The sequence below is a fragment of the Streptomyces sp. NPDC041200 genome (genome assembly GCF_055591805.1).
The window spans coordinates 268,250-287,479 of sequence record NZ_JBVIZF010000007.1; the positions used below are offsets into that span (position 1 = coordinate 268,250).

The window sequence follows — 19,230 nt, forward strand, 5'->3', positions numbered from 1 at the left end:
CACCCGTGACCCGCACCCACACCACCGTCGACAGCCCGTACGGCCCGCTCACCCTGGTGGCCACCGGCGCCGAACTGTCCGGCCTCTACATGACCGACCAGCGCCACCGCCCGCCCGAGGAGACCTTCGGCGCCCCCGGCGACCCCGACGACGCCCCCTTCGCCACCACCGTCCGCCAGCTCGGCGCCTACTTCGCGGGCGAGCTGACCGAGTTCGACCTGCCGCTCCAGCTCGACGGCACGCCCTTCCAGCGCCGTGTCTGGGACGAGCTGCGCCGCATCCCGTACGGCGAGACCTGGACGTACGGACAGCTCGCCGACCGCATCGGACAGCCCGCCGCCTCCCGCGCCGTGGGCCTGGCCAACGGCAAGAACCCGGTCGGCATCATCGTCCCCTGCCACCGCGTCGTCGGCTCCACCGGCAGCCTCACCGGCTACGGCGGCGGCCTCGACCGCAAGCGGCGGCTGCTGGCCTTCGAGGCGCGGCGGCGGCAGCTCCCGGCCCTCTTCTGAGCATTCCTCCGAACTTTCTTCCGCGACCTGGCATAGCGGGGCGGACCGCACACGTCCAAGGGGGTGCTGACCGACCCGGAGGGCGGTAGCACCGTCCCGCTCACCGGCTGGCGGGCGTACGAGGGGCGCGGGATGTGGGAGCCGGTGATCGCGCGCCGCTGACGCCCACCGCCGGAATCAGCCGCCCCCGGCGGCGAGCCGCTCCAGCAGCGCGGGCAGCGCCGTACCGATGGGCTCGCGGACGACCTCGTCCGCGAGCGCGTCGTACGGCGTCGGCTCGGCGTTGACGATGATCAGCCGGGCGCCGCTCTCGGCGGCCATCCCGGCGAGCGACGCCGCGGGCTGCACCTGGAGGCTGGTGCCGACCGCGATGAACACCTGGCACGCCCGCGCCACCGCGACCGCCTCGGTCAGCACCTCCGGGTCGAGACCCTGCCCGAACATCACCGTCGCCGACTTCAGGATCCCGCCGCACTCCCGGCACATCGGGTCCGCCTCACCCGCCGCGACCCGCTCCAGCGCCTCGTCCATCCCGGAGCGCTCCTCGCAGTGGGTGCACTGCACGACGCGCGCGGTGCCGTGCAGTTCGAGCACCTTGCGGTCGGGCATTCCGGCCAGCTGGTGCAGCCCGTCCACGTTCTGCGTGATCACGCGCACCGGCACCCCCGACCGCTCCAGCCGCGCCACGGCCTCGTGCGCGCCGTTCGGCCGGGCGTGCAGCGCCTTGCTCTCCCGGCGCATCTGCCAGGAGCGGCGCCGGATGTCCGGGTCGGTCATGTAGTAGTCGTACGTCACGAGCTTCTCGGCCTCGGGATCGCGCCGCCACAGCCCCTGCGGGCCGCGGTAGTCCGGAATCCCGGAGTCAGTCGAGATGCCCGCCCCGCTGAGGATCGCGACGAGGGGCCGCCGCGTCGTCTCGCTGCTCATGCGGTGAGCCTACGCTCGCCGTGCGGTCGTGGGTTCCGCTGCCGTGGGTGAGCGGTCGACGGTCGTGACGGAAGGCGTCCAGCCGAACAGCCGGGCCGGGTTGGCGCACAGAATCCGCTGGGTTCCGGCCGCGCTCAGCTCTGCCGTGAGCCAGGTCAGGGTGGCGTGGTAGACCCGGCCTTCCTCATGGCGGGTCCAGGGCCAGTCGCTTCCCCACACCATCCGTTCGACGCTTCCGGTGCACAGCAGGCTCCGCAGCATCGCCGTGGCCGCCCGCGGCGCCGAGCGGTACGGTGCGGCCGCCTTCACCCACACATGCTGGGCGGCGAGAAGACGGAAGAGCGCGTCGGAACCGGGATACGAGAGCGACGAGTGCGCCGGCAGCCCCAGATGGTCGATGACCACCGCGCCGGGCCAGCGGAGAAGCCATGGTTCCAGCTCCTCCCACTGCCGCTGTCGCGCCTGCACTTCCACATGGAGCCCGCGCAGGGCGAGTTCACGGGCCAGCCAGTCCATCGCCTCCATCCTGCTCGTCATCGGCGGCGGCGGCGCGTTCAATCAGGTCCTGAAGGACTCCGGCATCGGTGACGCCATCGCGTCGGCGGCCGAGGGAGCCCACATGAACCTGATCGTCCTGGGCTGGCTGATAGCCCTGCTCCTGTCCCTCACCACCGGTTCGGCCACGGTCGGCATCGTCTCCGCCACCGGCATCATCGCCCCGCGGATCGGCACCGGCGGCGGCCTCGAGGCGTCCCTCCTCGTGATCGCCATCGGTTCGGGCTCGCTCGTCCTGAACTACGTCAACCACGCCGGATTCTGGCTGGTCAAGGAGTCCTTCGGGATGAACCTGACGCAGGCCGCGAAGCCCCGGACCGCGGTGCAGACGCTGGTGAGCGTGCTCGGCCTCGGCATGGCTCTCCTGCTGTCCGTCTTCGCCTGACGGCCGACGGCGAGCGCGTTCAACCGGACCGATAGGGTCCGGATCGGCGCAAGATCATCACTGCGGACGGGGAGAACACGGATGGGGCGGTTCCTGTGGCTGGGCGGGTCGACGCCGGAGGACGGTGGACCGGACGGGTGCGTGGCCCACACGATACGAACCTCCGGCGAGCGTGCCGGGCGCGACCGCACCGTGACGCCGCTGGCCTTCCCCGAGCGGCAGGACCCGCCCGGCGGCGGCATGGACGAATACCGCGCCGCCCGCGAGGACGGCACCCGTGCCTTCACCCTCTGGGCCGATCCCCGTCGCGAGCAGGTGTTCGCGCGGGTGGTCACCACCTCGGCACGGAAGGGCGGTCCGGCAACGTACGAGGTGCTGGGCGCCGCGGGTGAGTCCTTGGCCGTCATCACCCGCCGCCCGGCCATGAAGGGCGGACTCCGTACCCGCTGGACCGTCCAGCAGACCGGCGCCCGGGCCGCCGCCGGTGTGAAGGGCCGCCTTTTCTGGTGGCTCGTGTGGTGGCTGACCCTGCCCCTCCAAGCCGTCATCGTGGTCATCAGCGCCCTCCAGGACGGCATGAGCGACGAAGCCGCCCGCTCCCCGCGCCGCACCAAGTGGCGCGCGGACTGGCGGGTGGTCCTCGACTACCGCCGCGGCTACTCGAGCAGCTTCGAACTCGAGGCCCGCGCGGACTGGTGGGACGACCGCGCCCTTGCCGCCCTCGTCGCCCTCCTGCGCAGCCACGACGGCTGGATGGGCGTCGACTGGGATCTGGCGCGGGGCTGACCGGCGTCGGGACCCGGAGTCGCCGCTGCGCACGGCGTGCGGTCGGCGGCGAACGCGTTATCCCGGACCGGTAGAGTCCGCTCCGCACCAGGTCGGACATGGCATGACGGGGAGAGTGCGAGGATGGGCCGTTTTCTCTGGCTGAGCGGACAGACGCTGAGCAAGAACGAACAACCGCCGAACGACGGGCGCGTCACCTGGCAGATACGGATCTCCGATGGCGCCCCCGAACCCGACCGCACCATCCATCCCCTCGCGTTCCCTGAGCGCCGCGACCCGCCCGGCGGCGACCTGAAGGCCTACCGCGCCGCCCGCAAGGACGGCACCCGCGCCTTCACCCTCTGGGCCGATCAGTACCGGCAGCAGGTGTTCGCGCACGTCGTGACCAAGTCGGCGGCCAAGGGCGCGTCCTGCACGTACGAGGTGCTGGGCGCCGCCGGTGAACCCCTCGCCCTCATCACCCGCCAACCCGCCATGAAGGGCGGCACGGTCCGCACCCGCTGGACCGTCCAGCAGGCGGGCGCGCCGACCGCGGTCGGGCTGAAGGGCCGCCCCTTCTGGTGGTTCGTGTGGTGGCTGATCTCGCCCATTCAGCTGGCCATCGCGATCGGCAGCATCATCGGCGGCGGCGACGTCGCCCGCACCCCGCGCCGCACGAAGTGGCGCGTCGACCGCCGGGTCGTCCTCGACTTCCAGAGCGGCGCCGGCGACGCCTTCGAGCTGGAGGTGCTGGAGGACTGGTGGGACGACCGCGTCACCGCCGCCCTCGTCGCCCTCCTCGGCAGCCACGAGGGCTGGCTGGGCAGCCAGTGGGATGTGGCGGGGGACTGACGCTCGTATCGCCCGTTTGTACGGTCGCCTCAGGTTGAACGGAGGGTCGAGTTGTACGCGGCGATCCGCCGGGAACACCGGATGGGCCTGGCGTTGCGCGCGCCAGGCCGGGGTGGGCCCCGATGCGAGGCGGTGCACCGGGTCTTCGCCTCCTGCGGTCAGGAGGCGTTCTGCGAGGGGCGCGTGCACGCGTTCCCCGCGAGGTGTTCGAGACCGGACGCTGGTTCACTCCGCGGGTTAACCGTTCCGGCCGGATCACTGTCCGCTGCACACCTGGAGGCGCTCCTGCGCAAGCCGGGTGCCTTTCCCGGAGCGACCGCCCGCACCGCTCTGCCTGATCGGCGACTCCGGTACCGGCACGTCGCACCTGCTGATTGCGCAGGGCACCGAGGGCGCGTGAGTGACAGGCAGTTCACCGCGAAATGGAGGTGCGCGCAGACTTCCGGCGGTGTCAGGCTGCGCTGATGAACCGTGAACAAATGTCCAGGATTGCTCACGCCAATCATCCGATAAAATCTCCCCTCGACGACGATTCGGTGCGCGAACTGCTCGCGCGCGGGATCCTCCAACCTGACGCGCGTGTGCTCGATCTCGGCTGCGGAGGAGGAGAGTGGCTCCTTCGCGCCCTGTCCACCAGCCCTCGCTTGCGTGCCGAGGGCGTCGACATCTCCAAAGACGCGCTGACACAAGCCCATGAAGCCGCAGGCAGCCTCGGCGTCCAGGAACGCTTGGTCCTCCACCACCAGGCAGCCGCCGACTTCGTCTCCGTGCGCCCGTTCGACTTGGTGCTCAGCGTCGGGGCCGCCCACGCCTTCGGCGGTCTGCTCCCCACTCTCGCGGCGGCACGCAAGCATCTGGCTCCGGGCGGACACGTCCTGGTCGGTGACGGATTCTGGGAGAGAGAGCCTTCCCCGGAAGCGGTCGAGATGCTCGGCGACTTCACCGACCTGGCGACCACCTTGGATCGTGTGACCGCTGACGGGTGGACGCCCGTCCACGGCCACGTCAGCACCCGCCGGGAGCTGGACGACTACGAGTGGGCATGCTGGGGGTCGATGGCTGCATGGGCCCTGGACCATCCTGATGATCCGGACAGTTCCCAAGTTCTCTCGACAGCCAGTACCCGCCGCTCCGAATGGCTGCGTTCCTACCGGGACAGCTTTGGCTTCCTCTGCCTGGTCTTGCGCCAGCCCTCCAGCTGACCTGGACCAGTCCCACTGCTGCGTGACACAGCCAGGAGGGACTCCTCCCACAGCCGGTCGGCGGCCGTGCGGTCGAGGGCGAAGGGGGCGACGCCGTTCATGAACTCGGCGGTGACCGGTGTCATGGACGGCCGCCGGGGGACCGGCAGTGCCTCGGCGCAGTCGGCGAAATACCGTCCGGTGACCCCCTCCAGCAGGGGCGAGACCGCCAGCAGGACCGTGGTGGCCGCGCCCTGCTCCAGCGTCTTGCGCAGCCCCTCCTCAAGGGTGACGCCCGAGGGCCCGCCCATGTGACGGGTCAGGTTGGTCGGGACGGAGCCCGGGGAGAGGGCGTTGACGGCGATGCCGTCGTCGGCCCACCGGCTTGCGGCGCCGACGGCGAAGAGGATGTTGGCGGTCTTGGACTGGCCGTACGCGAGCCACGGGTCGTAGGGCCGGAAGGCGAAGTGGATGTCGTCGAAGACGACCGGCGAGAGCAGGTGCGCGGAGGAGCTGACCGCGACGACCCGGGCGCCGTCGGCCGCCGCCAGGGCCCGCCGCAGGCCCACCGTGAGGGCGAAGTGCCCCAGGTGGTTGACGGCGAATTGGGTCTCCCGGCCGTCGGGTGTGAGCCGCAGTTCCGGCAGGGCCATGACGCCCGCGTTGTCGACCAGCACATGGAGCGGCCCGTCCCAGGCGGCGGTGAAGGCCGCGACCGACGACGGGTCGGCCAGTTCGAGGCGTGCCACGCGCACCTCCTTGTTGCCCGTGGCCTCGGTGATACCGGCGGCGACCGCGGCACCGGCGGTCAGGTCGCGGACCGCGAGGGTGACCTCGGCTCCGGCGGCCGCCAGGACCCGGGCGGTCTCCGCGCCGATTCCGGAGGACGCCCCGGTGACGATGGCCCGCTTCCCGGACAGTCCGGCGTCGGCGGTGACTTCGGCGGCGACCTCGGCGGCGGTCGACCGGGGTCCGAACGGCGTGGTGAGGAGTGTCATGCCGGTAACGGTGCTCCCGAGGCTGCCCGGTACCCAGAGCCCCGCCTGTCCTGGGAGTGACAGGACCAGGCTCACCGCCGCCCGGCGGCCTTAACGTGGACGGCATGGTGAGCGATCATCGGGCGGACACCCCGCTCGGCGCGTATCTGAGGGCCCGCCGTGAGCTGGTCCGCCCGGAGGACGTGGGCCTGCCCGCGGCCGGGCGGCGCCGCGTACCGGGGCTGCGCCGGGAGGAACTGGCGCTGCTGGCCGGGATCAGCGCCGACTACTACCTGCGTCTGGAGCAGGGGCGCGACCGGCACCCCTCCGCCCAGGTCGTCGACGCCCTGGCCCGTGCGCTCCGGCTGGACGACGACGCCACCGCGCATCTGCACCGCCTCGCCACGCCGGTCCGTCCCCGCCGCCGCGCGCCCTCCCGCCGTCCTGAACGCGTTCCGCAGGGCATCCGGCAGCTCATCACGACGTGGCCGCACACGCCCGCGTTCGTCCAGGGGCGCCTGCTGGACGTCCTCGCCGCCAACCCGCTCGCCCAGGCGCTCTCCCCGCTCTTCACACCGGGCACCAACATGCTCCGCGCCCTCTTCCTCGACCCCGCCTCCGGCGCTCCCCACGGCCGCTGGGAGGCCAGCACCGAAAGCTCGGTCGCCGTCCTGCGCGGGCTCGTCGGCCCCGATGTCGACGACCCCGAGCTGATCGAACTCGTCGGCGAGCTGTCCGTACGCAGCGAACGCTTCCGGCGGCTCTGGGCCCGGCACGACGTCCGTCCCAAGCGCGGCGGCATCGGCACGATCATGAACCCGCAGGTCGGCGAGCTGGAACTGCGGCATGAGAAGCTGCCGATCCCGGACACCGACCGCCAGATCCTGGTCATGTACCACGCGGAGCCGGGCACCCCCACCGCCGAACGCCTCGCCCTCCTGGCCTCCCTCGCCGCCGACCCGGCGCAGGGCGATGTGACGGCAGGCCCTGCGGCAGCCGACCCCGCCCGGAACGCCGGGCGCGGCTGACGTCTGTCGTCAGCCGATCCGCTTGCTCAGTCGCCCCACGCCCCAACGGAGGCCTTCACGTAAGCGGTGAAGTCCCGCGCCCGGCGGCTGAGGGCTCGCTGGACTCCGTCGGAGATATGGCTGTCCATGCCGCGCCGGATCGGGCTCACCGCCTCCGCGTAGTCCTCTGCCTCGGAGACCGGCGACCCCCGGCCGACGAGTCCTCGGCATCGACGAAGGAGGCCGCGCCGTCCCCGGCCGGCAGCCTCAGTTCACCGGCGAGGATCGCGTCCCGGAAGATGCCCTCGCTGAAGTTCTGCGCGAACCAGGCGGGGCGCAGGATCGTCCACGCGATACCGCTGTCGCGCACCGCGCTCTCACCGTCCACGTGCGTGGCACCGGCGATGTTGGCCTCGCCGGAGTACCCGGGTACGTCCACGCCGCGCCAAGAAACCCGGGCAGCAGGTGATGAGAGACCGGCTGCTGGACCTCATGCTCCTCTCCACGCTGCGGACCTGGTTCGACCAGTCCGAGACGCACGCGCCGACGTGGTACCGCGCGATGGACGACCCGGCGGTGGGCCACGCTCTGCGGCTGCTCCACGACGATCCGGCCCACCCATGGACCGTGGCGAACCTGGCAGCCCGATCGGGACTGTCCCGCGCCGCGCTCGCCCGCCGCTTCTCCACACGGGTCGGCGAACCACCGATGACCTATCTCGCCTCCTGGCGCACCGATGTGGCGGCCGACCTGCTGCGCGAGACGGACGCCACGGTCGGCTCGATCGCCCGGGAGGTCGGCTATGCCAACGCCTTCGCACTGAGCGTCGCCTTCAAACGCCTCCGCGGCGTCACCCCGACCGAACACCGCACCGCGAAACCTCGCCGGCTCAAGCGCTCACCCGCCGAGTGACGCACTCGGTCCCCCTCAGACCTCTCGCGCGCAGCCGGACCGGCGTTACGTTGACGACGATTCTTCGTAGGGGCGTACCGCCAGGCGGTGCGTACGGGCCGCGAGGTCGCTGACGCGGGCTCCGTCGAAGCCGAAGACGGCGCTGCGGATCCGGTCCTCCAGCGGCTCTGTCCACTGCGGCGGGAGGGCGGCTGCGCCGCACAGGACGCCCGCGACGGAGCCCGCGGTGGCGCCGTTGGAGTCGGTGTCCAGGCCGCCGCGCACGGTGAGGGTGAGGGTGGCGGTGAAGTCGCCCGCGCCGTAGAGGATCCCGGCGGTGAGGACGGCGGCGTTCGGGACGGTGTGGATCCAGGGCAGGCCGCTCGTCTCGCGCTCCAGCTGGTCCAGCGCGTCCGTCCAGGTCACGCCCGCGTCGTACAGGGACGCGGCGCGGCGCACCGTACGGGCCAGGCGGCAGCGCGGCGGGATGCGGTCGAGGGCGGCCTCGACCGCCGCACGGGGGCCGTCGGCCGTGAACGCGGCGGCGATCAGCGCGGCCGCCCACATCGCCCCGTACACCCCGTTGCCGGTGTGGGACAGCACGGCGTCGCGGCGGGCCATGGCGGCGGCGCGGGGCGGGTCGCCGGGGTTGACCCAGCCGTGGATGTCGGCGCGGATCAGGGCGCCGATCCACTCCTGGTAGGGGTTGTCGACGGTCGCGGTGAGCGGGGGCCGCACCCCGGCCGCGAGATTGCGGTACGCGGCCCGCTCGGCGGTGAACGTCTGCAGATACGGCAGCCGCAGCAGCCACATCTCGCCCACCTGCTCGGTGGTGAAGCCGAAGCCGTGGGTCTCCAGGAGGTGCAGGCCGAGGACGGTGTAGTCGATGTCGTCGTCCCGGCAGCTGCCGTGGATCCGGCCGCGGACGCAACTCTGCCACTCGGGGCGCAGCTCGAACTCCACCGGGTCGGGTGGCGGCTCCAGGGCGGGCAGGTAGTCGGTGAGCGGGAGGGCGTCGGCGCGGCGCAGATAGCGGTCGATGCGGTCGCGGGTCCAGACGTCGCCGCGTTCGATGGGCTTGCCGAGCATGTTCCCGGCGACGCGGCCGAGCCAGCCGCCGAGGATCCGGTCCGCGAGTGCTGCGGGCGCGTTGCCGCTGTGGCCCATGTGTCAGGTGTACCCGGATGATGTGGGTGTACCGGGTGGCGGTCCCAGCGGATAGGGTCAGGGCGGCTTCGACCGCCTGAGCGAAAAGCAAGGGGTACCAGGGTGACGGACGCTGCGAAGGCCGAGGCGACGGCAGACGTGAAGACGTGGGCGCAGGGGCAGGCGACGCCCCCGACGCGGGTGCTGATCGCCGCCGACAAGTTCAAGGGCTCCCTCACCGCCGTCGAGGTCGCCGAACGGGTGACGGCGGGGCTGCGGCGCGGCTGGTCCGGCGGTGACGATCTGCTGCACATCGAGGCACTGCCGGTCGCCGACGGCGGGGACGGCACGGTGGACGCGGCGGTCGCGGCCGGGTTCGAGCGGCGCGAGGCGCGGGTGACCGGGCCGCTGGGTGCCCCGGTCACGGCGGCGTACGCGCTGCGCGACGGGACGGCCGTGGTGGAGATGGCCGAGGCGTCCGGGCTGCGGCACCTCCCGGACGGGGTCTTCGCGCCGCTCACCGCCACCACGTACGGCAGCGGTGAGCTGCTGCGGGCGGCGCTCGACGCGGGCGCCGGCACGATCGTCTTCGGCGTCGGCGGCAGCGCCACGACCGATGGTGGCGCCGGAATGCTGAGCGCGCTCGGCGCGCGCTTCCTGCGCGGCGACGGCACGCCCGTCGCGCCGGGCGGCGGCCCGCTGGGCGAACTGACGACGGCGGACCTGTCCGGTCTCGACCCGCGGCTCGGGTCGGCGGAGATCGTGCTGGCCAGCGATGTCGACAATCCGCTGACCGGGCCGAAGGGCGCGGCGGCGGTCTACGGGCCGCAGAAGGGCGCGAGCGAGGCCGATGTCGCGGCCCTGGACGCCGCGCTCGCCACGTACGTACGCGCCCTGGAGCGGGCCGTCGGGCCGCGCGCCGCCGAGTACGCGGCCGCGCCGGGCGCCGGTGCGGCGGGCGGCATCGGCTTCGGCGCGCTGCTGGGCCTCGGCGCGGCGTTCCGCCCCGGCATCGACGTGATGCTGGACGTCCTGGGCTTCGCCGCCGCGCTGGAGGGGACGGACCTGGTGATCACGGGGGAGGGCTCGCTGGACGAGCAGACCCTGCACGGCAAGGCCCCGGCGGGCGTCGCGGCGGCGGCGCGGGCGCGGGGCATCGACGTGGTCGCGGTCTGCGGTCGCCTCGCCCTGACCCCGGCGGCGCTGGGCGGTGCCGGTATTCGCCGGGCGTACCCGCTGACCGACCTGGAACCGGACCCGACCCGCTGCATCGCCCAAGCGGGCCCCCTCCTGGAGCGAGCCGCCGAACGCCTGGCGGCGGACTTCCTCGGCTGACCCCGGGCCTGCCCCCACCCCGCCCCTTCCCGAAACCGGGGGCTGCGCCCCCGGCCCCCCACCGGGGCTTCCGCCCCTGGACCCCGGCGGCGGCGCCGGGCTGGCGGGTCGGGCCATTGCCGTACCGCCGCCCCCTCGCTCCGCCCCCTGGCCCTCGCCAGGGGGCTCCGCAGTCGGCCCACTGGCGGGGAAGGGGGCCTCGGGGCGGCTGGCCGGGCCTGGCCCGCGCCTGCGTCCCACCCGGCCCGGTGCTCGGCCCTGGCTTCCGGCTGCCGGGCACCGTTAGGGCTGTGCCTCGGGGCCCGGCTACCCGGCGGCGGTCCCGGGTTGGCGGGTCGGGCTGTGGTCGCACCGGTGCCCCGGGGCTCCGCCCCCCTTTGGCCCTCGCCCAGGGCGCCGCCCCCCCTGGCCCTCGCCGGGGGCGCGCCTGCGTCCCGGCGCTTTTGGCTGCCGGGCGCCGCTGGGCTGTGCTCCTGGCCCCGCCGCGGGGTCTGGCCTTCGGGCTCGCCGGAACTGCGGCCTTGGCTTCCGGTCGCGGGCCGGGCGCGAAAACGCCGTGGGCCCCGAGCGGGTGCTCGGGGCCCACGGCGGATGTGGCTGCGGCCGTCGCTACGGCAGCTGCGCTGCCCTGGCCTCGCGGCGGTTGTCGCGGAAGGCGTTGACGCGGCGGGCCGTGGCGAAGAGGGGGATCACCGCGCCCATGACGACCTGGAGGGCGCACGCCGACTGGAGGAGCAGCTCGCCGCCGGGGGCCTCGAAGGCCCAGGCGGCCAGCAGCGCCATGCTGGTGACGATCCAGCCGAGCATGGCCACGGCGAGGCGGCCGCGCGGCTTGGGGTATTCGACGCGGCTCACCATCAGCCACGCCACGCCGATGATCGCCAGCAGGGTCGGCACGAAGGGCAGGCCCAGCAGGACGACCGAGACGACGGTGAGCGCGCCGAAGGGGCTCGGCATGCCCTGGAAGACGCCGTCGCGCAGGGTGACGCAGGAGAATCTGGCCAGCCGGAGGACGACCGCCAACAGGACGATGATGGCGCCCACCACCGAGACCCGCTCATAGGGACTGTCGGCGACCATGCCCCAGACGAGGACGAAGTACGCCGGGGCGAGCCCGAAGCTGATCAGGTCGGAGAGGTTGTCCAGCTCCGCGCCCATGGCCGAGCTGCGCAGCTTCCGCGCGACGAGGCCGTCGAAGAGGTCGAAGACGGACGCCAGCAGCATCAGCATGACCGCCGAGGCGGCGCTGTGGCGGGTCATGCCGCCGTCCTCGCTGCCCGTGAGGTGCGGGATGAGGACGCCGGTGGTGGTGAAGTAGACCGCCAGGAAGCCGCAGGTGGCGTTGCCGAGGGTCAGGGTGTCCGCTATCGACAGCCGGGTCGACAGCGGCATGTCGTCCGTCTCGTCGGCGGCGTCCATCTCGGCCTCGGGCACCCAAGGGGTGTCGGGATCAATCACGGTCAAGGCGAGTCACCCCCGCGGTGGTGGCCTGGCCGACCTCGACCGCGACATCGACGCCCTCGGGAAGGTAGACGTCCACGCGCGAGCCGAAGCGGATGAGACCGATCCGCTCACCCTGCTCGACCTTGGTGCCCTGCGGCACGTACGGAACGATTCGGCGCGCGACCGCGCCCGCGATCTGCACCATCTCGATGTCGCCCAGCTCGGTGTCGAAGTGCCAGACGACCCGCTCGTTGTTCTCGCTTTCCTTGTTGAACGCGGGAACGAAGCCGCCCGGAATGTGCTCGACGGAGGCCACGGTGCCGGCCAGCGGAGCGCGGTTCACGTGGACGTTGAGCGGGCTCATGAAGATCGCGACGCGGGTGCGCCCGTCCTTCCACGGCATGATGCTCTGCACCACACCGTCGGCCGGGGAGATGACGCGGCCCTGAGAGATCTCTCTCTCGGGGTCACGGAAGAACCACAGCATGCCCGCCGCGAGCGCGGTGGCGGGCACGGCGACTGCCGCCCAGCGTCCGGAGCGACGGGCGCGGGTGAGGCTGACCGCCGCCGTGGCGACGGTCGGGAGGAGCCACGGCGACGCTCCGCGCGCGAGGCGGACGCGGCCGCGTTGTGCAGAGGATTGGCTGTGGGGCATGGATGACCTTCGTAGCGGAGGATGCCGCGACGCAAGACTGGGGACGGCGGCTTTCCCGGATGGTATCGGTTGCGAGCGGTAACTGGGCAAGCGCCAGGGCCTGTCGGTGGCTTGTCAGTGGCCGAAGACCCATGGCGCGGTGTGACCTTCTTCTCTCGGATACCACCCCAAAAGGGACATCAGCCTTGCGTTCGGTAATCCTCCAGCAGTCGTCGTCCAATAATCATTTTCTGAATCTCGGCGGTACCTTCGCCGATGAGGAGCATCGGTGCCTCACGGTAGAGACGCTCGATCTCGTATTCCTTGGAGAAGCCGTACCCGCCGTGGATGCGGAAGGCGTCCTCCACGACCTCTTTGCAGTACTCCGACGCCAGGTACTTCGCCATTCCCGCTTCGAGGTCGTTGCGCGCACCCGCGTCCTTCTTGCGGGCCGCATTGACCATCATCGCATGCGCCGCCTCGACCTTTGTTCCCATTTCGGCCAGTTTGAACTGGATGGCTTGATGCTGGGCGATCGGCTTCCCGAAGGTGTGACGCTGCTGTGCGTACGCAACGCCCAGCTCAAATGCGCGCTGTGCCACGCCACAGCCGCGCGCGGCCACGTTGACCCGGCCGACCTCCACTCCGTCCATCATTTGGTAAAAACCGCGGTTGGTCGTTCCGCCGAGCACCCGATCGGCCGGAATGCGCAGTCCGTCCATGATGAGCTCGGTGGTGTCGACCCCCTTGTAGCCCATCTTCTCGATCTTGCCGGGAATGGTCAGTCCGGGCCGCACCTCACCGAAGCCCGGCTCCTTCTCGACCAGGAAGGTGGTCATGGACTTGTGCGGGGCGGCGCCCTCCTCGGAGCCTTCGCCGGTCCGGCACAGGACCGCCACCAGCGTGGACGTGCCGCCGTTGGTCAGCCACATCTTCTGGCCGGTCAGCACGTACTCGTCGCCGTCCGGCACCGCCTTGCTGGTGATCGCCGACACATCCGAGCCCAGCGCGGGCTCCGACATCGAGAAGGCGCCGCGGATCTCCCCGAGCGCCATCTTGGGCAGGAAATAGTCCTTCTGCTCCTGGGTGCCGTGCTGCTTCAGCATGTAGGCCACGATGAAGTGCGTGTTGATGATGCCGGACACGCTCATCCAGCCGCGGGCGATCTCCTCCACGCACAGTGCGTAAGTGAGCAGTGACTCGCCCAGGCCGCCGTATTCCTCGGGGATCATCAGCCCGAAGAGGCCCAGCTCCTTCAGCCCCTCCACGATCCGGGTCGGATATTCGTCGCGGTGCTCCAGTTCGGTGGCGACCGGCAGGATCTCCTTGTCGACAAAATCCCTGACCGTGGAGAGGATCTCCCGCTGGATGTCGGTCAGTCCCTCGGTCTGCGCCAGACGGCCCATATCACTGCCCTCCCAGCTCCGGGCGGCCCGGCTGCTCGCCGCCCCGCTCCTTGATGTACGTGGCGGTGGGCACCATCACCTTGCGCCGGAAGACGCACACGAGAGTGCCGTCCTGCTTGTAGCCCTTCGTCTCCACATGCACGATTCCGCGGTCGGTTTTGGACTTCGACGGCGTCTTGTCCAGCACCTCCGTCTCGCCGTAGATGGTGTCGCCATGGAACGTCGGCGCGACGTGCTTCAGTGACTCGACCTCCAGGTTGGCGATGGCCTTTCCGGAGACGTCCGGGACCGACATGCCGAGCAGCAGCGAGTAGATGTAGTTTCCGACTACGACGTTTTTGCCGAAATCGGTCGTCTTCTCGGCGTAGTTGCTGTCCATGTGCAGCGGGTGATGATTCATGGTGAGCAGACAGAAGAGATGGTCGTCGTACTCGGTGACCGTCTTCCCCGGCCAGTGCCGGTAGACATCGCCCACCGTGAACTCTTCGTAAGTGCGGCCGAACTGCATCGTGCTCACGCCTCCGGGGGTTCGAAGGTGGACGTACGGGTCATCCCGGCCGCACGGCCCTTGCCCGCGATGACCAGCGCCATCTTGCGGCTGGCCTCGTCGATCATCTCGTCGCCCAGCATCGCCGAGCCCTTCAGACCGCCCGCCTCGGACGTGCAGTACTCGTACGCGTCCAGGATCAGCTCGGCGTGGTCGTAGTCCTCCTGCGACGGCGAGAAGACCTCGTTCGCCGCCTCGACCTGGCCCGGGTGCAGCACCCACTTGCCGTCGAAGCCGAGCGCCGCCGCGCGCCCGGCGACCTCGCGGTAGCCGTCCACGTTCTTGATCTGCAGGTACGGGCCGTCGATGGCCTGCAGGTCATGGGTACGGGCGGCCATCAGGATGCGCATCAGGATGTAGTGGTACGCGTCCGCCGGGTAGCCGGGCGGCTGCTCGCCCACGACCAGCGACTTCATGTTGATGGACGCCATGAAGTCGGCCGGGCCGAAGATGATCGTCTCCAGCCGGGGCGAGGCACCGGCGATGTCGTCGACGTTGACCAGGCCCTTGGCGTTCTCGATCTGCGCCTCGATGCCGATCCGGCCGACCTCGAAGCCCATCGTCTTCTCGATCTGGGTGAGCAGCAGGTCCAGCGCCTGCACCTGCTGGGCGTCCTGCACCTTGGGCAGCATGATGCAGTCCAGGTTCGGGCCCGCGCCCTCGACGACCGTGATGACGTCCCGGTACGTCCAGTGGGTGGTCCAGTCGTTGACCCGCACCGCCCGGGTCTTGCCGGTCCAGTCGCCCTCGTTCAGCGCCTTGACGATGGAGTGCCGGGCGTCCTCCTTGGCCAGCGGCGCGCACGCGTCCTCCAGGTCCAGGAACACCTGGTCGGCCGGGAGGCCCTGGGCCTTCTCCAGGAAGCGCGGATTGGACCCGGGCACGGCCAGGCAGGAGCGGCGCGGCCGCAGCACTCGGTCTGCGGGGGCGGGCGCGGTCATACGGGAACCTCCAGTGCGGGAAGCGTGTTCGCGGTACGGATCTCGTCGACGATACGGCCGATGATCTCCGTGATACCGAAGTCCTTGGGGGTGAAGACGGCCGCGACACCCGCCGCGCGCAGTGCGGCGGCGTCCGCGGCCGGGATGATGCCGCCCACGATGACGGGAATGTCCCGCGCCCCGGCCAGCCGCAGCCGCTCCAGGACGTCGGGCACCAGCTCGGCGTGCGAGCCGGAGAGGATCGACAGGCCGACACAGTGCACGTCCTCGGCGACGGCCGCCGTGACGATCTGCTCCGGGGTGAGCCTGATCCCCTGGTAGACCACCTCGAACCCGGCGTCCCGGGCCCGTACGGCGATCTGCTCGGCGCCGTTGCTGTGCCCGTCCAGGCCGGGCTTGCCGACCAGCAGCCGCAGCCGCCCGCCGCCCAGCTCGGCCGCGGTCTTCTCGACCTTCTCGCGCACGGTGGCGAGCGCGCTGCCCGCCTCCGCGGTGACGGCCAGCGGCGCCCCGCTGACCCCGGTGGGGGCCCGGAACTCGCCGAAGACATCGCGCAGCGCCCATGCCCACTCGCCGGTCGTGACCCCGGCGCGGGCGCACTCCACGGTCGCGGCCATCAGGTTGTCGGTGCCCGCGGCGGCCTTGCGGAGCGCCGAGAGGGCGGTCTCAGCGCGGTGGGCGTCGCGCTGCTCACGCCAGGTGTGCAGGGCGGAGACCACCCGGGCCTCGTTCGCCGGGTCCACCGTCATGATCGCGGTGTCCAGGTCGGCGGTGAGCGGATTGGGCTCGGTGGACTCGTAGGAGTTGACGCCGACGATCTTCTCCTCGCCCGATTCGATCCGGGCCCGCCGCGCCGCGTGCGAGGCGACCAGCTGCGCCTTGAGATAGCCGGACTCGACGGCGGCCATCGCCCCGCCCATCTCCTGGATGCGCTCGATCTCGGCCTCGGCCTCCCCGGTCAGCTCGGCGACCTTGGCCTCGATGACGTGCGAGCCCGCGAAGATGTCGTCGTACTCCAGCAGATCGCTCTCCTGTGCCAGCACCTGCTGGATGCGCAGCGACCACTGCTGGTCCCAGGGCCGGGGCAGCCCCAGCGCCTCGTTCCAGGCGGGGAGCTGGACGGCGCGGGCGCGGGCGTCCTTGGAGAGGGTGACGGCGAGCATCTCCAGCACGATGCGCTGGACGTTGTTCTCCGGCTGGGCCTCGGTCAGCCCGAGCGAGTTGACCTGGACGCCGTAGCGGAAGCGGCGGTGTTTGGGGTTCTCGATGCCGTACCGCTCCCGGGTGATCCGGTCCCAGATGCGGCCGAAGGCGCGCATCTTGCACATCTCCTCGATGAACCGGACGCCCGCGTTCACGAAGAAGGAGATCCGGGCCACCACATCGCCCTTGCGCTCCTCGGGTACCTGCCCGGAGTCGAACACCGCGTCCAGGACGGCGATCGCCGTCGACATGGCGTACGCGATCTCCTGCACCGGAGTGGCCCCGGCCTCCTGCAGGTGGTAGCTGCAGATGTTGATCGGGTTCCACTTGGGGATGTGGTGGACCGTGTACGCGATCATGTCGGTGGTCAGCCGCAGGCTCGGCCCCGGCGGGAAGACATGCGTCCCGCGCGACAGGTACTCCTTGACGATGTCGTTCTGCGTCGTCCCCTGGAGCTTCGCCGCGTCCGCGCCGTGCTCCTCCGCGACCACCTGGTACAGCGCCAGCAGCCACATGGCGGTGGCGTTGATGGTCATGGAGGTGTTCATCTGCTCCAGCGGGATGTCCTGGAACAGCCGCCGCATGTCGCCCAGATGGGAGACCGGGACCCCGACCCGGCCCACCTCGCCGCGGGCGAGGATGTGGTCGGGGTCGTAGCCGGTCTGGGTGGGCAGGTCGAAGGCGACCGACAGACCGGTCTGGCCCTTGGCCAGGTTGCGCCGGTACAGCTCGTTGGACGCCTCGGCGGTGGAGTGCCCGGCGTACGTCCGCATGAGCCACGGACGGTCCTTGGGGCGGGGTTCGCCACTCATCAGATATCCCTGAAGCGGTTGATGGCCTCGATGTGCTGGTCGCGCATCGCCTGGTCGCGCACGCCCATGCCCTCCTCGGGGGCCAGGCACAGCACCCCGACCTTGCCCTGGTGGAGGTTGCGGTGGACGTCGTACGCGGCCTGGCCGGTCTCGTCCATGCGGTACGTCTTGGACAGCGTCGGGTGGATCTTGCCCTTGGCGATGAGGCGGTTGGCCTCCCATGCCTCGCGGTAGTTGGCGAAGTGCGAGCCGACGATCCGCTTCAGCGACATCCACAGGTAGCGGTTGTCGTACTCATGGGTGTAGCCGGACGTCGAGGCGCAGGTGACGATCGTGCCGCCCTTGCGGGTGACGTACACGCTCGCGCCGAAGGTCTCGCGGCCCGGGTGCTCGAAGACGATGTCCACGTCCTCGCCGCCGGTCAGTTCGCGGATCTTACTTCCGAACCGCTTCCACTCGCGCGGGTCCTGGGTGCGCTCGTCCTTCCAGAAGCGGTAGTCCTCGGCGGTGCGGTCGATGATCGCCCGGGCGCCCATCTTCCGGCAGATCTCGGCCTTCTGCGGGGACGAGACCACGCAGATCGGGTTCGCCCCGCCCGCCAGCGCGAACTGGGTGGCGTAGGAGCCGAGTCCACCACTCGCGCCCCAGATCAGGACGTTGTCGCCCTGCTTCATCCCGGCGCCGTTGCGGGAGACGAGCTGCCGGTACGCGGTCGAGTTGACCAGGCCCGGGGCGGCCGCCTCCTCCCAGCTCAGATGCTGTGGCTTGGGCATGAGCTGGTTGGACTTGACGAGGGCGATCTCGGCGAGCCCGCCGAAGTTGGTCTCGAAGCCCCAGATGCGCTGCTCGGGGTCGAGCATGGTGTCGTCATGGCCGTCGGCGCTCTCCAGCTCGACCGACAGGCAGTGCGCGACGACCTCGGCGCCCGGCTTCCAGGCGTTCACACCGGGGCCGGTGCGCAGCACGACGCCCGCGAGGTCGGAGCCGATGATGTGGTACGGCAGATCGTGCCGCTTGGCGAGCGGGGAGAGCTTGCCGTACCGCTCCAGGAAGCCGAAGGTGGACATCGGCTCGAAGATCGAGGTCCACACGGAGTTGTAGTTGACCGAGCTGGCCATCACGGCGACGAGCGCCTCGCCGGGGCCGAGTTCGGGCACCGGAACCTCGTCCACGTGCAGTGACTTGCGGGGGTCCTTCTCCTTGGTGGTGAGGCCCGCGAACATGTCGGCCTCGTCCTTGCGCACGGTCACCGCGCGGTACGACTCGGGGACGCTCAGGGCGGAGAAGTCCTGGGGGCTCGTGTCCGACGCGAGGATCGCGTCAAGTATCTCGTTCATCGGTGCCTCCGGCGAAGCGTCCGGAAGGGACGCCTGAGGGAACGCTGGGCTCGTGACGGGGGTGAAAGCTGCTGGCTTGCTGCTGTGCCGTCGGTTCGGCGGAGGATCTTCGGCCGTGGGGCGCGGGTGAGCGCCGTGGGCCCGCCTGGTGACGCAGGCGGTGTCCGGGCGCGCAAGGCGGCTTGCGGGGACAGCCGACGCGCGAGGTGTGCAGCGCGCCGGCCGCCCGGACAACTTCACCGTATGGCACGGTGTGCCACCTCGCAAGACACTGAGTGCCAACAAATTCTCTCAGTTGTCATCTCGGCTGCACGCATGAGCAAGAACGGCCGCCCCGGGAGGGGCGGCCGTTGCGGATGGTGTTCGGTTGTGTG

General features: G+C 71.1%; 19 protein-coding genes and 1 pseudogene. 8 read left to right on the forward strand and 12 right to left on the reverse strand.

Features of this window, described 5'->3' with window-relative positions:
- Positions 1–5: 5 nt before the first annotated feature.
- Positions 6–512 (forward strand): methylated-DNA--[protein]-cysteine S-methyltransferase, encoded by a 507-nt coding sequence (locus tag ACZ6CL_RS19455; RefSeq protein ID WP_468937347.1) that lies wholly within the window; start codon positions 6–8, stop codon positions 510–512.
- A gap of 177 nt (positions 513–689) precedes the next feature.
- Here the strand turns inward: ACZ6CL_RS19455 and ACZ6CL_RS19460 are convergent, their stop codons facing one another.
- Together ACZ6CL_RS19460 and ACZ6CL_RS19465 are read right to left on the reverse strand one after the other, a co-directional pair.
- Positions 690–1,439: an SIR2 family NAD-dependent protein deacylase gene (locus ACZ6CL_RS19460; protein WP_468937348.1), complete on the reverse strand. Its 750-nt coding sequence runs from the start codon at positions 1,437–1,439 to the stop codon at positions 690–692.
- 9 nt (positions 1,440–1,448) lie between these two features.
- A complete protein-coding gene (locus tag ACZ6CL_RS19465; RefSeq protein WP_468937349.1) occupies positions 1,449–1,976 on the reverse strand; it encodes an amidohydrolase family protein in 528 nt (175 codons plus the stop codon).
- Here ACZ6CL_RS19465 and ACZ6CL_RS19470 point away from each other — a divergent pair.
- The 4 genes from ACZ6CL_RS19470 (at position 1,975) to ACZ6CL_RS19485 (ending at position 5,198) form a co-directional block, all read left to right on the forward strand.
- Complete coding sequence (locus ACZ6CL_RS19470) at positions 1,975–2,379, forward strand: GntT/GntP/DsdX family permease (RefSeq protein ID WP_468937396.1); 405 nt, start codon at positions 1,975–1,977, stop codon at positions 2,377–2,379. The two genes, ACZ6CL_RS19465 and ACZ6CL_RS19470, sit on opposite strands and share 2 nt — an antisense overlap.
- A gap of 81 nt (positions 2,380–2,460) precedes the next feature.
- Positions 2,461–3,165, forward strand: a complete 705-nt coding sequence (locus ACZ6CL_RS19475) for a hypothetical protein (protein WP_468937350.1) — start codon at positions 2,461–2,463, stop codon at positions 3,163–3,165.
- A 123-nt stretch (positions 3,166–3,288) separates the two neighbouring features.
- A complete protein-coding gene (locus ACZ6CL_RS19480) occupies positions 3,289–3,996 on the forward strand; it encodes a hypothetical protein (protein WP_468937351.1) in 708 nt (235 codons plus the stop codon).
- Between the two features lie 464 nt (positions 3,997–4,460).
- Positions 4,461–5,198 carry an SAM-dependent methyltransferase gene (locus ACZ6CL_RS19485; protein WP_468937352.1) on the forward strand — a complete coding sequence of 246 codons (738 nt, stop codon included), beginning with the start codon at positions 4,461–4,463 and terminating at the stop codon, positions 5,196–5,198.
- Here ACZ6CL_RS19485 and ACZ6CL_RS19490 read toward each other — a convergent pair.
- Positions 5,144–6,175 carry an SDR family NAD(P)-dependent oxidoreductase gene (locus tag ACZ6CL_RS19490; protein ID WP_468937353.1) on the reverse strand — a complete coding sequence of 344 codons (1,032 nt, stop codon included), beginning with the start codon at positions 6,173–6,175 and terminating at the stop codon, positions 5,144–5,146. The genes ACZ6CL_RS19485 and ACZ6CL_RS19490 overlap by 55 nt on opposite strands.
- 104 nt (positions 6,176–6,279) lie before the next feature.
- Between ACZ6CL_RS19490 and ACZ6CL_RS19495 the strand changes: the two genes are divergently transcribed.
- On the forward strand, positions 6,280–7,182 hold the full coding sequence (locus tag ACZ6CL_RS19495) for a helix-turn-helix transcriptional regulator (RefSeq protein ID WP_468937354.1): 903 nt from the start codon (positions 6,280–6,282) through the stop codon (positions 7,180–7,182).
- Between the two features lie 145 nt (positions 7,183–7,327).
- On the opposite strand, the gene ACZ6CL_RS19500 is transcribed toward ACZ6CL_RS19495, so the two are convergent.
- Positions 7,328–7,600, reverse strand: coding sequence for a hypothetical protein (locus ACZ6CL_RS19500; protein WP_468937355.1), 273 nt, complete (start codon positions 7,598–7,600; stop codon positions 7,328–7,330).
- Between the two features lie 11 nt (positions 7,601–7,611).
- On the opposite strand from ACZ6CL_RS19500, the pseudogene ACZ6CL_RS19505 reads away from it, so the two are divergent.
- Positions 7,612–8,073 (forward strand): annotated as a pseudogene (locus ACZ6CL_RS19505) (helix-turn-helix transcriptional regulator); the annotation flags it as partial.
- A gap of 45 nt (positions 8,074–8,118) precedes the next feature.
- On the opposite strand, the gene ACZ6CL_RS19510 reads toward ACZ6CL_RS19505, so the two are convergent.
- Positions 8,119–9,219 (reverse strand): ADP-ribosylglycohydrolase family protein, encoded by a 1,101-nt coding sequence (locus ACZ6CL_RS19510; protein WP_468937356.1) that lies wholly within the window; start codon positions 9,217–9,219, stop codon positions 8,119–8,121.
- A 180-nt stretch (positions 9,220–9,399) separates the two neighbouring features.
- Between ACZ6CL_RS19510 and ACZ6CL_RS19515 the strand changes: the two genes are divergently transcribed.
- A complete protein-coding gene (locus ACZ6CL_RS19515) occupies positions 9,400–10,533 on the forward strand; it encodes a glycerate kinase (protein WP_468937397.1) in 1,134 nt (377 codons plus the stop codon).
- A gap of 609 nt (positions 10,534–11,142) precedes the next feature.
- Here the strand turns inward: ACZ6CL_RS19515 and pssA are convergent.
- The 7 genes from pssA to ccrA form a co-directional block, all read right to left on the reverse strand.
- Positions 11,143–11,997, reverse strand: a complete 855-nt coding sequence (gene pssA / locus ACZ6CL_RS19520) for a CDP-diacylglycerol--serine O-phosphatidyltransferase (protein WP_385448828.1) — start codon at positions 11,995–11,997, stop codon at positions 11,143–11,145.
- Positions 11,984–12,631 (reverse strand): phosphatidylserine decarboxylase, encoded by a 648-nt coding sequence (locus ACZ6CL_RS19525; protein WP_468937357.1) that lies wholly within the window; start codon positions 12,629–12,631, stop codon positions 11,984–11,986. Before ACZ6CL_RS19525 ends, pssA begins: the two co-directional genes overlap by 14 nt.
- A 179-nt stretch (positions 12,632–12,810) precedes the next feature.
- Positions 12,811–14,016, reverse strand: coding sequence for an acyl-CoA dehydrogenase family protein (locus ACZ6CL_RS19530; RefSeq protein ID WP_468937358.1), 1,206 nt, complete (start codon positions 14,014–14,016; stop codon positions 12,811–12,813).
- Between the two features lies 1 nt (position 14,017).
- Positions 14,018–14,524, reverse strand: coding sequence for a MaoC family dehydratase (locus ACZ6CL_RS19535; protein WP_009714170.1), 507 nt, complete (start codon positions 14,522–14,524; stop codon positions 14,018–14,020).
- Positions 14,525–14,529: 5 nt separating this feature from the next.
- A complete protein-coding gene (locus ACZ6CL_RS19540; protein WP_468937359.1) occupies positions 14,530–15,504 on the reverse strand; it encodes an HpcH/HpaI aldolase/citrate lyase family protein in 975 nt (324 codons plus the stop codon).
- Positions 15,501–17,519 carry a protein meaA gene (locus ACZ6CL_RS19545; RefSeq protein WP_468937360.1) on the reverse strand — a complete coding sequence of 673 codons (2,019 nt, stop codon included), beginning with the start codon at positions 17,517–17,519 and terminating at the stop codon, positions 15,501–15,503. Before ACZ6CL_RS19545 ends, ACZ6CL_RS19540 begins: the two co-directional genes overlap by 4 nt.
- On the reverse strand, positions 17,519–18,856 hold the full coding sequence (ccrA, locus tag ACZ6CL_RS19550; protein WP_468937361.1) for a crotonyl-CoA carboxylase/reductase: 1,338 nt from the start codon (positions 18,854–18,856) through the stop codon (positions 17,519–17,521). The genes ACZ6CL_RS19545 and ccrA overlap by 1 nt, the downstream gene beginning before the upstream one ends.
- Positions 18,857–19,230 lie beyond the last annotated feature (374 nt).

Excerpts from the sequence above, each read along its gene's own strand:
- ACZ6CL_RS19460 (WP_468937348.1), bottom strand. The coding sequence starts at position 1,439 with ATGAGCAGCGAGACGACGCGGCGGCCCCTCGTCGCGATCCTCAGCGGG.
- ACZ6CL_RS19465 (WP_468937349.1), bottom strand. The coding sequence starts at position 1,976 with ATGACGAGCAGGATGGAGGCGATGGACTGGCTGGCCCGTGAACTCGCC.
- ACZ6CL_RS19475 (WP_468937350.1), top strand. The coding sequence starts at position 2,461 with ATGGGGCGGTTCCTGTGGCTGGGCGGGTCGACGCCGGAGGACGGTGGA.
- ACZ6CL_RS19480 (WP_468937351.1), top strand. The coding sequence starts at position 3,289 with ATGGGCCGTTTTCTCTGGCTGAGCGGACAGACGCTGAGCAAGAACGAA.
- ACZ6CL_RS19485 (WP_468937352.1), top strand. The coding sequence starts at position 4,461 with ATGAACCGTGAACAAATGTCCAGGATTGCTCACGCCAATCATCCGATA.
- ACZ6CL_RS19490 (WP_468937353.1), bottom strand. The coding sequence starts at position 6,175 with ATGACACTCCTCACCACGCCGTTCGGACCCCGGTCGACCGCCGCCGAG.
- ACZ6CL_RS19495 (WP_468937354.1), top strand. The coding sequence starts at position 6,280 with ATGGTGAGCGATCATCGGGCGGACACCCCGCTCGGCGCGTATCTGAGG.
- ACZ6CL_RS19510 (WP_468937356.1), bottom strand. The coding sequence starts at position 9,219 with ATGGGCCACAGCGGCAACGCGCCCGCAGCACTCGCGGACCGGATCCTC.
- ACZ6CL_RS19525 (WP_468937357.1), bottom strand. The coding sequence starts at position 12,631 with ATGCCCCACAGCCAATCCTCTGCACAACGCGGCCGCGTCCGCCTCGCG.
- ACZ6CL_RS19530 (WP_468937358.1), bottom strand. The coding sequence starts at position 14,016 with ATGGGCCGTCTGGCGCAGACCGAGGGACTGACCGACATCCAGCGGGAG.
- ACZ6CL_RS19535 (WP_009714170.1), bottom strand. The coding sequence starts at position 14,524 with ATGCAGTTCGGCCGCACTTACGAAGAGTTCACGGTGGGCGATGTCTAC.
- ACZ6CL_RS19540 (WP_468937359.1), bottom strand. The coding sequence starts at position 15,504 with ATGACCGCGCCCGCCCCCGCAGACCGAGTGCTGCGGCCGCGCCGCTCC.
- ACZ6CL_RS19545 (WP_468937360.1), bottom strand. The coding sequence starts at position 17,519 with ATGAGTGGCGAACCCCGCCCCAAGGACCGTCCGTGGCTCATGCGGACG.
- ccrA (WP_468937361.1), bottom strand. The coding sequence starts at position 18,856 with ATGAACGAGATACTTGACGCGATCCTCGCGTCGGACACGAGCCCCCAG.